General features: G+C 52.2%; 16 protein-coding genes. 5 read left to right on the top strand and 11 right to left on the bottom strand.

The annotated features are described in order from the left end of the window. The first annotated feature begins 15 nt into the window (after window positions 1–15). Window positions 16–1,788: an alkaline phosphatase D family protein gene (locus CSR04_RS16320; RefSeq protein ID WP_102797386.1), complete on the top strand. Its 1,773-nt coding sequence runs from the start codon at window positions 16–18 to the stop codon at window positions 1,786–1,788. Window positions 1,789–2,466: 678 nt separating this feature from the next. Here the strand turns inward: CSR04_RS16320 and CSR04_RS16315 are convergent. The 3 genes from CSR04_RS16315 to CSR04_RS16305 all read right to left on the bottom strand — a co-directional run bounded on the left by CSR04_RS16315 (window position 2,467) and on the right by CSR04_RS16305 (window position 6,072). Next, window positions 2,467–2,880, bottom strand: coding sequence for a Dabb family protein (locus CSR04_RS16315; protein WP_102797385.1), 414 nt, complete (start codon window positions 2,878–2,880; stop codon window positions 2,467–2,469). A 240-nt stretch (window positions 2,881–3,120) separates the two neighbouring features. Further along, window positions 3,121–5,625 carry a protein translocase subunit SecD gene (gene secD / locus CSR04_RS16310; protein ID WP_102797384.1) on the bottom strand — a complete coding sequence of 835 codons (2,505 nt, stop codon included), beginning with the start codon at window positions 5,623–5,625 and terminating at the stop codon, window positions 3,121–3,123. Between the two features lie 63 nt (window positions 5,626–5,688). Then, window positions 5,689–6,072, bottom strand: coding sequence for a hypothetical protein (locus CSR04_RS16305; RefSeq protein WP_102797383.1), 384 nt, complete (start codon window positions 6,070–6,072; stop codon window positions 5,689–5,691). Window positions 6,073–6,278: 206 nt separating this feature from the next. On the opposite strand from CSR04_RS16305, the gene CSR04_RS16300 reads away from it, so the two are divergent. Both CSR04_RS16300 and CSR04_RS16295 read left to right on the top strand, forming a co-directional pair. Next, window positions 6,279–6,563 (top strand): damage-inducible protein J, encoded by a 285-nt coding sequence (locus CSR04_RS16300; protein WP_102797382.1) that lies wholly within the window; start codon window positions 6,279–6,281, stop codon window positions 6,561–6,563. Beyond that, a complete protein-coding gene (locus CSR04_RS16295) occupies window positions 6,560–6,841 on the top strand; it encodes a type II toxin-antitoxin system RelE/ParE family toxin (protein WP_102797381.1) in 282 nt (93 codons plus the stop codon). Before CSR04_RS16300 ends, CSR04_RS16295 begins: the two co-directional genes overlap by 4 nt. A 98-nt stretch (window positions 6,842–6,939) precedes the next feature. On the opposite strand, the gene efpL is transcribed toward CSR04_RS16295, so the two are convergent. From efpL to CSR04_RS16270, 5 genes are all read right to left on the bottom strand, one after another. Further along, on the bottom strand, window positions 6,940–7,512 hold the full coding sequence (efpL, locus tag CSR04_RS16290; protein WP_102797380.1) for an elongation factor P-like protein EfpL: 573 nt from the start codon (window positions 7,510–7,512) through the stop codon (window positions 6,940–6,942). 190 nt (window positions 7,513–7,702) lie between these two features. Further along, a complete protein-coding gene (locus tag CSR04_RS16285) occupies window positions 7,703–8,269 on the bottom strand; it encodes a GNAT family N-acetyltransferase (protein WP_102797379.1) in 567 nt (188 codons plus the stop codon). Continuing rightward, window positions 8,266–8,823, bottom strand: a complete 558-nt coding sequence (locus CSR04_RS16280) for a hypothetical protein (RefSeq protein ID WP_102797378.1) — start codon at window positions 8,821–8,823, stop codon at window positions 8,266–8,268. The genes CSR04_RS16285 and CSR04_RS16280 overlap by 4 nt, the downstream gene beginning before the upstream one ends. 10 nt (window positions 8,824–8,833) lie before the next feature. Further along, the gene (locus tag CSR04_RS16275) at window positions 8,834–9,469 is read right to left on the bottom strand and encodes a TetR/AcrR family transcriptional regulator (protein WP_102797377.1); all 636 of its coding nucleotides are present in this window, start codon (window positions 9,467–9,469) and stop codon (window positions 8,834–8,836) included. Between the two features lie 125 nt (window positions 9,470–9,594). Further along, on the bottom strand, window positions 9,595–10,260 hold the full coding sequence (locus CSR04_RS16270; protein ID WP_102797376.1) for an O-methyltransferase: 666 nt from the start codon (window positions 10,258–10,260) through the stop codon (window positions 9,595–9,597). A gap of 86 nt (window positions 10,261–10,346) precedes the next feature. Here CSR04_RS16270 and CSR04_RS16265 point away from each other — a divergent pair, with 86 nt between their 5' ends. After that, a complete protein-coding gene (locus tag CSR04_RS16265; RefSeq protein WP_102797375.1) occupies window positions 10,347–10,982 on the top strand; it encodes a TetR/AcrR family transcriptional regulator in 636 nt (211 codons plus the stop codon). 259 nt (window positions 10,983–11,241) lie between these two features. Continuing rightward, the gene (locus tag CSR04_RS16260) at window positions 11,242–13,320 is read left to right on the top strand and encodes a TonB-dependent receptor family protein (RefSeq protein ID WP_102797374.1); all 2,079 of its coding nucleotides are present in this window, start codon (window positions 11,242–11,244) and stop codon (window positions 13,318–13,320) included. A 349-nt stretch (window positions 13,321–13,669) separates the two neighbouring features. On the opposite strand, the gene CSR04_RS16255 is transcribed toward CSR04_RS16260, so the two are convergent. Genes CSR04_RS16255 through CSR04_RS24990 form a run of 3 tightly spaced genes read right to left on the bottom strand, consistent with a single transcriptional unit; the run spans window position 13,670 to window position 14,550 of the window. Next, the gene (locus tag CSR04_RS16255; protein ID WP_102797373.1) at window positions 13,670–14,041 is read right to left on the bottom strand and encodes a hypothetical protein; all 372 of its coding nucleotides are present in this window, start codon (window positions 14,039–14,041) and stop codon (window positions 13,670–13,672) included. Next, window positions 14,022–14,372 (bottom strand): VOC family protein, encoded by a 351-nt coding sequence (locus CSR04_RS16250; protein WP_102797372.1) that lies wholly within the window; start codon window positions 14,370–14,372, stop codon window positions 14,022–14,024. Before CSR04_RS16250 ends, CSR04_RS16255 begins: the two co-directional genes overlap by 20 nt. A 4-nt stretch (window positions 14,373–14,376) precedes the next feature. Beyond that, window positions 14,377–14,550 (bottom strand): hypothetical protein, encoded by a 174-nt coding sequence (locus CSR04_RS24990; protein ID WP_172449395.1) that lies wholly within the window; start codon window positions 14,548–14,550, stop codon window positions 14,377–14,379. Between the last annotated feature and the right edge of the window lie 31 nt (window positions 14,551–14,581).

Here is a 14,581-nt window from a genome sequence, read left to right as displayed (position 1 = left end):
ACTAAGGATTCACCCATGAAATTGACTCGCAGAAGCTTCCTTAAGGCCTCGGCCGCCGGATTCGGCGCCGCTGTTTTGTCCTATGGCCTGACAGGTTGCAGTAGTAGCGATAAAGGCAGCAATGTTGCCGTGTCTTTTACCCATGGCGTCGCCAGCGGCGACCCATTGCAGCATGCTGTGGTGATCTGGACCAGAGTCAGTCCTGATGTGGCCGGGGTCACATCCCTGGACGTACGCTGGGAAGTGGCCCTGGATAAAGACTTCAGAAATCTGGTTCATGACGGTATGGCAGAGGTTTCTGCAGACAGCGACTATTGTCTGAAAGTAGACCTGCTGAATCTGGAACCCGGTACGCGCTATTTTTACCGCTTTGCCAGCAATGAGCGTTTGTCACCGGTTGGTATCACCCGCACTTTGCCACAAGGTGACGTGGACCAGATTAAACTGGCCGTAATGTCCTGTTCTAATTATCCGGCCGGCTATTTTCATGTGTATGGTGAAGTGGCCAAACTGGATGACCTGGATGCGGTATTGCATCTGGGTGATTACATCTATGAATATGGTGCAGGGGGCTATGCCAGTGAAGACGCACAGGCTCTGGGCCGGAGCCTGCCCAGTGATAACAACAGCGAATTGCTGACATTGAACGATTATCGCAAGCGCTATGCGCTGTACCGTTCAGATACGCAGCTTCAGGCTGCCCATCAGGCCGTGCCTTTTATTACCGTATGGGATGACCACGAAGTGACCAATGACACCTGGCGTGAAGGGGCAGAAAACCATAACGAAGGTGAAGGCAACTTTGACGATCGCAAACTGGCAGCCCTAAAAGCCTATTTTGAATGGATGCCGATCCGTGGCCAGGACAGCAGCCAACCCATTTACCGCAAGTTCGAATTCGGTAATCTGCTGAGCCTGTATATGTTGGATACCCGCGTGCTGGCCCGTGATAAACAGCTTGATTATGCGGATTTTGACCTGACCAGCCAGGCCGGTCAGGGGGCGTTTATGGCGGCGCTGACCGACAGCAACCGCACCTTGCTGGGCGGCCAGCAGTTAAACTGGCTGACCGACCATATGGCGCAGTCGCAGGCCATCTGGCAGGTATTGGGCCAGCAGGTGCTGATGACCAAAATGTGGATGCCGGCGGAAATTCTGCTGACACTGGGCGGGGTGGCGTCGACACTGGCCGCTGGCGGTGATGCGTCAAGCGTATTGGCCAAGGCCAATCAGTTATTTGCTGAACTGGCACAAATCAAAGGCCGGGTACTGGCTGGTGATCCCAGTGTCACGGCGGCTGAGCGGGCCAGGATAGAAACCACTATGCCCTATAACCTGGATGCCTGGGATGGCTACGCTTATGAACGTGAAGCACTGCTGGGTGCCGCCAGAGCCATGAACAAAAATCTGGTGGTACTGGCCGGAGATACTCATAACGGCTGGGCTGGCAATCTGATTACTGCGGCTAATAATCCGGTGGCACCAGGTGCCCATGCCGGAGTGGAATTTGCCACCTCATCGGTATCTTCCCCCGGCATGGAAAACTACCTGAATCTGGATAACCCGCAAACCGTGGCACAAACAGAACAGGTGATTGGCTTGCTGATTGACCATCTGCACTACACCAATTTGTCTGACCGCGGCTTTTTAACCCTGTCCTTCAGTCGCGATTGGGTGGACGCCAAGTGGCAATATGTGAGTACTATTAAGGCTAAAAGCTATCAGATGCTGGAAGACCGCAGCAAAACCCTGCGGGTGATGGCTGGCGCTAACCGCTTGGATGCTTAGCGTTTTTCTGCGGCTTTGCGCTGAATGATAAAGGCTTCTCGCAAAGACGCTAAGGGCGCAAAGAAAAGCCAGCAGAACCATCATTCCCTTTAACCACTCTGTGATCTCTGTGCCTCTGTGGTTATTTGTATTTTGAATTAATACGTTTTCACCACAGAGACACAGAGGGCACGGAGATTCACAGAGGTTTCAGGGTTTTCATTTGGCGAACTTCGCGGCTTGGCATGATACCGGAATCTTCACACAGAGACGCTGAGAGCGCAGAGTGAAGCGCGCAGAGTATTCAACGCCTTCAATTCCTCTGTGATCTCTGTGCCTCTGTGGTTATTTGTAATTTGAATTAATACGTTTTCACCACAGAGACACAGAGGGCACGGAGAGCTACAGGAGATATTTCACGTATATTCCTGAAAACTCGGCGCACTCGGCGGCTTTGCGAGAGTGAAAGCTGAATGCTTCTCGCGGTGACGCAGTGGCGCAGAGAAAAACCCGCAGAGTATTCATCACCTTCAACCACTCTGTGATCTCTGTGCCTCTGTGGTTTTTTCTGCTTTTACGCAAATTGTCACCACAGAGGCACCAAGAGCACGGAGGTTCACAGAGGTTTCAGTGCCTTTTCTTGGCGCACTCGGCGGCTCTGCGAGAGAGTTTTTCGTGTTTTCGTGGTTTGATATTCGGCTAAACAGCCATGGAATCGTAAACCACCACTTTGCGCCATAAGTGGGAATACTGCTCGACAAAGGCCTTGTGCAGCGGATGGATCTGATAGGCATTCTGGCCTGCGGCGTCGTCAAACAGCATAGTCTCGGCAACCTGATAGCTGTTGTCCACCACCTCTCGCTTTTCTGTCGAGGCCGGCAGGCCGATTTGCAGGCCACGCACGCTGTCTATTTGTCGCAGGCTGTTTAGTCCTTCAATCAGCTTATTACGATCGTCCACCGATGCAGGGTTATGCAGCCAGAAATACACCTGGTGGATCAGTCTGGGCAGCGATGTGCAAGCAGTTTGTGCTGAGACAGTGGTTGGCAGCACTGACGCTGCCCCTAACAGAGCGGTTGAAGTGATAAATTGGCGACGGGAAGCATCTTGCATTGCGCGGTCCTGAAATTCTGATTGGTTAAAACGCTAGCAGATGCAGTTGGTGTTGGGTACTTTCAGGGCATTACGATTTTTGTTTTTTCCACGAAGATTTAAATGCTTCTCGCGGTGACGCAGTGGCGCAGAGATAGACCCGCAGAGTATTAAACGCCTTTAACCACTCTGTGTTCTCTGTGCCTCTGTGGTTTATTTTTGCTTTTACACCACAGAGGCGCTACAGACGTAATTCTTAATCTATGGTAAATGCGCCAGCTCTTGTTGGATCTCCTCAGCGGTGGGGCGTAGCTGCAGCTTGCCTTTGGCGGCGCGGCGTTTACTTAAAATCGACAGAATTGGTGTGGCGATAAAAATAGTGGAGGAAGTGCCGATGACCACCGCAAACAGCATCGGCAGAGCAAAGCTGTTTACCGCATCGCCACCGGCCAGGCCCATGGGCAGCAGTGCCAGAAAGGTGGTCAGCGAAGTATAAATAGTGCGGGTTAAGGTTGAAGTCACCGCGCGGTTCATCAAACTATCAATATCGGCCTCGGGTTCCAGCCGGAACAGCTCCCTTACCCGGTCAAACACCACCACTTTGTCGTTAATGGAATACCCCAGCAAGGCCAGCAACGCGGCCACGGCGGTGAGGTTAAATTCGATGCCGGTCAGGGCAAAGAAGCCGATGGTTTTGGTTAAATCCAGGCCGATGGTCGCCAGTGCGGCCACGGCAAAGTGCGATTCAAAACGTACCCACAAGTACACCAGCATGCCAGCCCCGGCAATCAACAGGGCCAACATGGATAAATCGGCAAATTCGCCGCTGACTTTGGGGCCCACCACATCTACCTTGGGAAAGCTGGCGTCGGGGTTGGCCGCCACAATCGAGGCCTTTAACTGTTCCACCACCATCGGAGCCGGGCTGTCACCACCGCTGTTAGCAGCGCGCAGTAAAAACTCATGCTCAGCGCCGTACTCCTGAATGGCTACATCGCCTAAGCCCTGGTTTTCAATGGCCGAGCGCAAGTCGTCCACCGCCATACCCGGTGCCTGCACTTCCATCATAATGCCGCCGGTAAAATCCACACCGTAGTGCAGGCCGGGTTTAAAAAACAGGCCGATGGATAAGAGTGTCAGGGCTACCGACACGCACAACGCTGGCACTTTGCCACGTAAGAAATTCACTTCCTGTTTCGGCATCCAGCGACTGATATCCAATCCGCCCATTGGCATCGGTTGGCGTTCCTTGCCTTTAACTCGCCACTGCATCAACAGACGAGTGAGGGATACTGAGGTAAACAGTGAGGTGAGCAGGCCCAGCGCAATAGTTACGGCAAAGCCTTTGACCGGGCCACTACCAAACATAAATAGCAGGCTGACGGCAATTAAGGTGGTGAAGTTGGAATCAATAATGGTGGCAAAGGCTTTGTCAAAACCGGCTTTTAGGGCCATACCTGCGGGTCTGCCTTTGTGGGTTTCTTCCTTGATACGTTCATTAATCAGGATATTGGCGTCCACCGCCATACCTATGGTCAGTATTAACCCGGCAATACCCGGTAAGGTCAGTGTGGCACCAAACAGGCTGAGTAAGCCAAACACCAGGCCGATATTAACGCTCAGCCCCACGCAGGCAATCAGGCCCCAGCGGCCATAGGCGGCCAGCATATACACCAATACCAGCGCTGCGCCAAGCATACCTGTGGTCACGCCCATCTGAATGGCGTCACTACCCAAATCCGGCCCAACGGTGCGTTCTTCCACCACAGTCAGGGGCACGGGCAGGGCACCGGTACGCAGCATCAGCGCCACATCGTGGGCCTCGGCCATACTGAAGCTGCCGCTGATTTCACCGCGCCCGCCAGGAATGGCACTACGGATAACCGGTGCGGTGACGACTTCATCGTCCAGCACGATGGCCAGTACCCGGCCAATATTGCTTTTGGTCATATCGCCAAACAACTTAGCGCCTTGGCTGTCGAGTTTGAAGTTGACCACCTGCTGGCCACTTTCCTGACTAAAGGCGGCCTGGGCATCGACAATATGGGTGCCTTCAAGCGCTACCCTGGTTTCCAGATAGTAGGGGTTACCCGCGTGGTCTTTTACCAGCAGCGCACCCATGGGGGAAGGCTGCTGCCAATGAAAACTCATTTGCGCCGTGGTACCCAGCAGGGCTTTGATCTGTTGTGGGTCACTGACTCCCGGCATTTGCACCAGGATCGCGTCTTTACCCTGGCGGGTAATACTGGGCTCAGTTAAGCCGGTTTCATCCAGGCGTTTTCTTACCACATCCAGGCTGCGATCTATGGCGTCTTTCAATAGCGCCTGCTGGTAGGCTTCTGTTAGTTGCAGTATCACTTTATTGCCTTGCAGTTCAAGGCTGATACCGCTGCGACCATTGCTTTGCTGGTGGATATTAGCCGCCAGTTGCGACACCTGTAGCCACTGGCTGACATCCTTGAGCACAATGTTGCGCTGCTGCTGGCCGTTGTCGCTGCGACTGTAGCGGATATGTTGTTGTCTTAATGCCTTTAGCAATTGGTCATAGGCGTCATCCAACTGTTGGTTCAATAAGGCCTGAGTATCGGCTTCCAGCAGCAGGTGTGAGCCGCCCTGAAGGTCCAGGCCCAAAGCCAGGGTATTGTGGCTATACCAATCCGGTAATTTGTTCGCCACCGATAACGGCAGCAGATTTGGTGCGGCGCTCAGCAGGCCGAGCAGCATAATAAGTACGTACCCAAGGGCACGCATGGAAAATACGTTCATCAGTCATCCTTCAAAATACAAAATGCACAAGCAGCCGCGCTGCTTAGCAAGGCGGCTGATTAATCAAGCGGTGAAGAATGACTGAACTGGCGGTGCTCTGGCCTGTGGAATGCCATAGCAGGTAACGGCGGCGTTGTTACTGGTCGAAGCCAGCGCAGCAGTAACCTGCGGGGCAAAGCTTTTGAGCCGACAGCCTGTCAGCCCTTGCTCAATATCGTTGCCACCGTCGTGGCGTTCTTTGCCGACGGCAGCCGATTTACTGGCGCGTACGGTGACCGTGGCCCATTGGCTAAAGGGCTGGACTTGCGAGGAGTCATGCTGCAGCAACTGTGCGCGGGCAGCTGGCGTGGAACCGACCGACACACCCAGCACAAGAATCGCCATCAGCATCGCTGAAAACAGCGAAGCCATGCGATTGGTTATTGTGTGGTTGGGCGTGTGGTGCATCAGAACTCCAATATATCAGGCGCTACTATACAGGAGCTGTAGGTAAAAAGCGGGTGAATTTTTCAGCGTTGATTGAGCGTGGGTTTCTCAGGGAGACTTCGATTTAGTTTGCTCCTGTTATTCACTGCCCTGACGCTTTGCAGGTTGGTTGTCTGTCTCGCTTCGTGTGCGCTAACGCTTGTGTGTACATGATGAGGAGTATCGTTATGGATACACGTATTCAGTTTCGGGTTTCCGAACAAACAAAACGTCTGGCGCAAAAGATGGCCGAAAGCCAGGGGCGTACTTTAAGCGAGGCATGTCGTCAGCTTACTGAAGAGTTGGCTGCTCAGCAGCTAAAGGCCATGGAGCACGATGCCTGGTTGACGGAACAAGTTAACCAGGCATTTGCAAAGCTGGATAATGGCACCGGTGTATTTATTCAGCATGAAGATGCTAAAGCCAGCATAGAAGCCAGAAAAATGAAAATTCGTACCAGAGCCAAGGCATGATAATTTGGGAAAAGGAGTCGCTTGATGATCGTGAAAAAATATTTGAATTTTTGTACGACATTAACTCAAGGGCAGCAGAAGAAACGGATTTAATCATTGAACGTAAAGTCGAAAACCTGTTGTCCCAGCCATTGAAGGGGGTACAAAGAGAAGGGCCGAGAGGACGACTACGGATTATCCCTGTAGTCTGTGTTGTCGTATCCTACTGGGCAGACAATGAACGCATTTATATAATGCGTGTTTTACATCAGAAGCAGAAATTTCCAACAGGTAGCTAACGGAATAGTTAGCTAGGTTTGGATTCACGGCTTCAAATCAGTGGCCTAAATGCTGAAAGCCCGGCAACGCCGGGCTTGTTAGTCTCAGATAGACGGGCTTATCTGTCCGCCCGTCCCTGAAACTTGCGTTCTTCAATATTCACACGGATCCATTCGCCGGTAGCGATATATTCAGGCACCTGCACCACCAGGCCGGTGGAGCACTTGGCCGGTTTGGTGCGCGAGGTGGCCGACGCCCCCTTAATCGATGGATCGGTTTCTACCACTTCCAGTTCCACGCTGATGGGCAAGTCCAGGGCCACTGGCACGTCGCTGACGATCAATACCTGAATACCATCGGTTTCTTCATTGATAAACAAAATCTCTTCGGCGATGGCATCTTTGTTCAGGCTGTAAGGTGTGTAGTCTTCCTTATCCAGGAACACATACTCGTCACCGTCGATATAAGAAAACATGGCCTGACGACGCACCAGATCAGCCAGTTGCAGCATATCGGAATCTTTAAAGGTTTCGTCAAACTTGGCACCTGTGACTACGTCGTACATACGCATACGGTAGATGCTGCCACCTGCACGGCCCTGAGGCACGGAGCGCTCGATATCACGAACGATACAGGTCTTGTTGTTATATACGATGGTGGAATTCTTTTTGATTTCACTGGCTTTAGGCATTGCGATGTCCTGGTTGCAAACTGGGCTGAACAATAAAAGCCGCTATTTTAATGCAACTCTGAGTTGCTGAATATGGAATATTCACAGGCGGGTGTTTAATTCACCGCCGGGCGTTGAAGGATGTCGCTGACTATTAGGATGAAACATCAACATAATACTGATGCCGTCCATATGTACCGCCGACAACAGTTTAAAGCCAAGCTTCTGATAAAGCGCGACATTCGCAGGGTTTTCCGTATCCAGTCCCAGTCCCGGTAGCATGCTCGTAGTTAGCGGCTTCCATCAGAGCCTGTTGGATTAACGCCTTACCAAAGCCTTTACCCTGGCAGTCGGGCAGGGTGCCAATCAGAGTCAGATAATAATGGGGGGAATGCGGCATCAGCCTGCGGCTATGCAAAAAATAGCGGTTAAGGAACTGTCCTTGCTTAAACGGAAAATGCAGCAGCAAGGCAGCAAAGGCTGGCAGCAACTTACACCAGCCCAGCCAGCGCTGGCGAAAGGGAACTTCCGCCACATCCAACAGTGCGGCACAGACCAGTCGCCCGTCATAGAAGCCTCCCAGTACCTTACCGGAAAGATACAGGCATTGGTCAAATAAGAAGCTCAGCAGCACTTCCTCATAGCGTTTCTTGCGTTTCGAATCGGTGATGTTGGCAAACAGTTTTTCAAACAGTGGATCGCTTGAAAAGGCCAGTCGAATCAGACGGATAAACTCATCTTTATGGGACGCAGTGAGGGGCACGATATGATATTTCATGGCTGTTCCCTGACACTGAGTGGGTAATGATCAACGGCAAAGCTGAACATGACTTTGAGCATAAAGAACAGCGCAACCAGGGTAAACCAGAGCGGCAGGTTAAGCAGTAACACCAGCAGTACACCGATACCCGCCAGCGCTCCGGCCACAAACAGTTGCAAAGACGAGCGATGCAGGGCATTGACGCTTAGGGCAAAGAGGATGGTCACAAGCCAGATCAGGGTGGCAGCGCCAATATCGGCCTGCAGCAGCCAGGCGACCAGCGGCAGATGCAGGTGAATGGCAATAAACACCAGACGGCTGGTGGGGCGTACGGCATAGTAGTTATTTGTTCCACGACTGAAGTTTGCCACAAAACCGGCCAGAATATCGGCAATGATAAGCAGACCCAACAGCAGCTTCCAGGTGCTGACCGGGGTTGCCGAAAGTGCATACTGATAGCAAATACAACAAGTGCCGAGCAGGGAGAACAGCAGCACTATGGTAATTTCAGCCAGGGTCTGCTGCTGGCCAAAGACTTCGTGCAGGGATTTGGGCATAGACAATTGACGCATATTCACTCCTTTAACTGTCTGCGTGTAGCATGGCCAGAAACCAGCCGGTTCGACTGTTCACGTGCTCTTGTAAAGCCTTAGGCGATAAGCGCATCCGTCCGGTCATTTGCAGCTCTTCATAAAAGCCACCCTTCCAAAGCGCGAAAAGCATCTGTGCAGCGGCGTCAGTTTCAATACTCAGGTGATGCTCGGTCAGATACTCCGCCAGGTTTTTCGACAAGGTACTCAGGACTTTGGCCGGACCGGCCTGATACAAGGCGGCAGCAATATCGGGATATTGCCGCTGCGCAGCGCTGACGGCATTGTCAAACAGCACCACATCGGGCCGGGTGATCAGGCTAAGCACCTGATAGCCCTGTGCCGATAGGTGGTCTTGTAGCGCCTGTCTGTCGGTCAGGGGCGCCGGTGGCTTAGCAAGTTGCGGGGCTGCGTTCAGGGCCTGGTCGGTATGAAAATTCACATAGGCCATAATCAGGCCGGGCAAATCAGCGTAACGGCGATACAGGGTGACCTTGGATACACCGGCACGCTTGGCTATGCCTTCCATAGACAAACCAGCAATGGTTTTTTCTATCACCAGCTCGCCAACAGCCTGTAATACCAATTCGGTACGTTGCGTGTCTACCGGCCTGCCTGCTCTTGCCATTATTCCCACTCAAGGTTGAATACGTAATGGCAAGGTAGCATCATCAATTATGGAACGCAATCGTTCAGTAATTTATTCTGGCTGGTGCCTACTGTCTGCAGGTATCCATACGACAGGGAAGACGGTCAGACCAGTTTACAACTCAGCTCTACGTCTTCGGCAAAAGGCACAGACAGATAGCCATTGGCAGGGTTAGCGATATAAGCCATATATTCAGCGCAATAATCCGCATTATCGGCCACGATCAGCGCGCCGGCGCGCAGATTTGGCTGTACCAGATGAAGAACATCCAGATACAGTGCCTTGGCACCGTCCAGCAGCAACAGATCAATCTGTGCGGGTAAATTACTACTCAGGCTTTGCAGCGCATCGCCTTCGCGAATCTCGACCAGGTCCAATAAATTGGCCTGGCTAAGATGCTGCGTGGCTTTTCTGACCTTGCTGGCTTCAAATTCGGTGGTCAGCAACCGGCCCCCTCCGTTATCCCGCAATGCGGCGGCCAGGTGCAGGGTGGAAATACCATAAGAGGTACCGAATTCAACGATGCAACGAGCGTTACAACTGCGCGCCAGCATATATAGCAGATTGGCGGTGTCTTTTGACACAGCTAAAGGGACGTCCTTTAGCTGAGCATACAACTCGCGATATTCGCTTTTGCTTTGCATCATGGCGGTTTGCTCTGCTTTTGACAGCCTGGCAAGGGCTGGAATTTGCATCGGCGAGGCCTGCTCGGATTCGGCGAACAGGCGGCTAAGGACCTGGTGAACAGGTGCATTCAGTAAAGTATTCATTAGGCTTTCCGGTTGTGCTGAAGGTGTGTGCCAAATAGAATACGATGAATTGTTCACATTTCACTATTCGCATTCCGGGAGCCAGCATGGATAAGGCACAAAACCCGCCAATCACCTCAAGAAAACAGCCCCAGCAGGCGCGCTCAGCAGAGCTGGTGGCGGCCATTTTGCAGGCCGCTATTCAGGTTTTGCAAAGCGAAGGCGCACAGCGTTTTACCACCGCCAGGGTCGCTGAACGGGCAGGGGTGAGTATCGGCTCGCTATATCAGTACTTCCCCAACAAGGCTGCAATATTATTCAGATTGCAAAGTGATGAATGGCTGCAAACCGGCAATCTGCTGCGTGATATTTTGCATGACCAACAACATCCGCCATTGTTGCGGCTGCGTCATTTAGTGCATGCCTTTGTGCGCTCGGAATGTGAAGAAGCTCAGATGCGTATTGCCCTGCAGGATGCCGCGCCTTTATACCGCAATGCGCCTCAGGCCAAGCAGGCCAAGGCCGCATCGCAGACCATACTGCATGACTTTATGTATGAAGTGCTGCCCGATAATACCGTCGATGAGCGCCAGCTTGCCGCCGATTTAATTGGCACCAGCTTGGGCACTGTAGGCAAACAATTCTCTGAGCAACCCCGCAGTGACGAGGAAATCAGCCGTTATGCCGGGGCGATGGCGGATATGTTTTGTGCCTATCTGATTGGGTTGCAAGCCAGGCCTTAGTGGTTGAGTTTATTTAGCATCCGATATTTCAGGTGCTATAAAAATCGCTTTAGCTAACCATTTGTTGCAATTGAGCGAGTCTGACTGCAATTGCATTTAGCAGGCATAGCCCTTTATCTAAGTGTGTAACAAATTGACAATAATTTTCGTTTTTATCTAAAATTTCCCATCTGCACAGGCTATAGAATGCGCTCACAAATTCGCTGTGGTTGGACGCCATACAGCCGAAATCATTATTTAATGTCTAAGGAACTCAAACATGCACACAAAACTGGCCAGCCAGCGTTCAAGACTGGTTATTGCTATTGCCTCAGCCTTATTGCCGGTGTCGGCTCTGGCGCAATCTGATCAGCAGGCCGACCCCGGCAAAAGCTCGCCAATGCCGACGATTGAGGTGATCACAATAAGCGGTAATCAAGCTGACCTGCACAGGCAGACTGGCTCAGTAGTAGTGATTGAGCGCCAGCAAATTGAACGTATTCAGCCGCTCTCCACCGAAGACGTGCTGCGCCGTATTGCCGGGATCAATCTTAAATCAGAGGAAGAAACCTCAATTGTTTCAAACTTTGGTATTCGTGGCCTGTCGGCCAGTGAGTCTAAGTCCTTGTTGCTGGAAGATGGTGTGCCTGTTGCACCAGGGTTGTTTATCGGCAATGACCGCTACTTTAACCCGCGTATTCAACGGGTGGAACGGGTGGAAGTGCTCAAAGGCTCTGCTTCACTTCGCTATGGCCCTTCTACCATTGGCGGCGTGGTGAACTATCAGACCAAAACACCGGATGACGGAGTGGAAGTGGCGACCAGGCTGGGGTCGTTTAACATGCGCGAGGTGAATGTTGAGGCGGGGGGCCGCAGTCAGTCCGGTGATGCCTTTGCCGGATTGGTAGCCACTTATGCCAAGAGCGACGGCTTTATGGATAAAGACTATGACATGAAAGATGTGATGGTTAAAGCGGGCGCCGCTCTCAATCAGAACCATTCTCTGGGGATGAAATTTTCCTGGTATGACAATGATGCCAATATTTCCTACCGTGGTCTGTTGTTGGAAGATTATCAGGCCGGCGCTGATTACAATCCGGCACCGGATGACTATTTTCTGACTGACAGAAAAGCTTTTGATCTTAATCATGAATGGCGTCTGACAGATGCGGCGACCTTAAAGTCATTGATTTACTGGAGTGACGTTACCCGTGACTACTGGCGTTACAGCGTCGACAGTGACGCCTCGAATACAGCCGGGCGTTGGGTGTATACCGATAAGCTGACAGGGAACAATCGCTCTTTTGAGCGTTTTGGGGTGGAAACCCGCCTGACTCTGGAACATCAACTGTTAGGTAGCGCAGCGCGCAGTGAATTGGGTCTGCGCTTTATGCAGGAAGAAAGCAATGACACCCGAATTCGCGCTACAAGAGCGCAGGACCGCACCGGCACCAACGATCGCCATCGGATTGATTCGGCCGATAGCGTTGCTGCCTACGCGCAAACACGTATTCAACTGAACGAGCGCCTGGCTGTCACGCCCGGTATCCGGGTGGAATCATACGAGCAGGAGCAGGTGATTCTGACGCAGAACAACGCGTCACAACAAACCTCAAACACCGAGTTTTTGCCGGGTATTGGCGCAACCTATGAGCTTAGCGCTGGCGCGCAGCTATTTGGTGGCGTGTATAAAGCCTTTTCACCAGCCTCTAATGGCGTTGCGCTGGACGGTCTGACCGATCAAAACCTGGATGGCGAGCGTTCGGTTAATTATGAAGCGGGTATCCGTGGTGCAGATGGCGCGGTAAGCTATGAAGTGGCCGCATTTTATATGGATTTTAGTAACCAGGTGGTTACGGGCAACAGTGATCCTAACCTGTCGCAATCCAATGGTGGTGAAACCCAGCATCAGGGCATGGAATTCCAGTTGGCGTATCAGTTAGGGGCTGGCTTCAGCCTCGACACAAACGCTACCTGGGTACCAAAATCGGAATTCAGAACCGGCGATAACAAAGGTAACCGTTTACCATATGCGCCTAAGCTTCTGGCTAATCTGGCGCTGAATTACAGTCAGGGGGATTTTATCAGCACCCTGTCTGCCCATTATCGTGGTGAGCAGTATGGCGACCCTACCAACCAGATAGATATTCCTGACAATGCGGCAGGGGGGATTTGGGGAGGCTTGATCCCAGCCTACACAGTGCTGGATCTCGTGGGCCAATATAATGTCAGCAGCGCGCTGAGTCTGTTTGGTTCGGTCAAAAACCTAACCGATAAGCGCTATATCACGGGGATGCGTGAAGGTATTTATGTAGGTCCTGAACGCTCGCTGGAAGTCGGGCTACGTTATCGCTTCTGATTGGACCGGATAGATTCGCCACCCTAAACGGGTGGCGCGCAAACGCTCCCAATGGGAGCGTTTTTATATCCAGGGATGGATGGTATGTCGGCGTTGCAGGAGCATTCGTCGACGATATCCAGGGATGGATGGTATGTCGGCGTTGCAGGAGCATTCGTCGACGATATCCAGGGATGGATGGTATGTTGGCGTTGCAGGAGCATTCGTCGACGATATCCAGGGATGGATGGTATGTCGGCGTTGCTGGCACACTGTAAACACGCGCTTTTGGAGATGTCGGATTGAAATCCGACCCACAGGATCGCCAGAGTCTGACACTTCCATCTTCTAGCTTGCGTCTGTTATGAGTTCAGGGGGTGGCAGCGGTTTGTTCACACATTGCCTTGCTGGCCGGTTCACAGCCGTTCAGGCATAGTACTTTGCCATTGCGGTCACGGTCGGCACCGCCACCCTGGCTGGTGGCACACCAAGCCTGCATATTCTGGTCAATACGGCACTGGCCTTTGCCGCATAATACCTCGCCCATGCGGTTACGAATGGCTTCGCCATCTTTAAAGGCCGAGCAAAATACCTGCCCGGCGGCATCCCTGGCACAACTCCCCAGCCCGCAGATCACCTGACCTTCAGCGTCCTTCAGGCAATCAGCCAGAGGGCTGGTGCAAAGCAGCAGACTGAATACGGCTGCAAGTGCACGCCAGGTATTATTCAGACCAGACCGCATATTCATTGCCGCTAGGATCGCTGAAATGAAAGCGCCGCCCACCGGGAAAGGCAAAGATGGGTTTAATAATCTTGCCACCGGCTTGTTGCACCGCCTGTTGTGAGTCTTCCAGTGCCTTGCTGTAAATCACCATCAACACACTGCCGCTGGCCACAGAAGCGCAAGTGTCTGCCCGGTAAAAGCCGCCGTCCATTCCGCCATTGGTAAAGCAGGTATAATCCGGCCCGTAATCAACAAACTGCCAGCCAAACACCTGAGCAAAGAATGCCCTGGTGCCCTCTAAATCTTTAGCTGGCAGCTCCAGATAGTTAATTTTGTGATGCTCAGCCATGCTTTTATTCCTGCTCAAAGATGGCGCAGATTTCCTTTTGCAGAATATGCGCGGCCTGCTGACGGGCCATCTCCAGAAAGGGCGAACCCACCGGCCAGGTTTCTTCGGCAATTTCCTGATTACGCTTAAATTTGGCTTCGGCGTCCTTCAGGGCAATAATCATTTGTTCCCGGGTCATTTGAAATCCTTGTTTTCCGATAATCCTTCTC

This window comes from Bowmanella denitrificans (assembly GCF_002887595.1).
GTDB lineage: Bacteria > Pseudomonadota > Gammaproteobacteria > Enterobacterales > Alteromonadaceae > Bowmanella > Bowmanella denitrificans.
The sequence above is the reverse complement of the archived record's forward strand: the minus strand, read 5'-3'. Positions and strand labels throughout refer to the sequence as shown.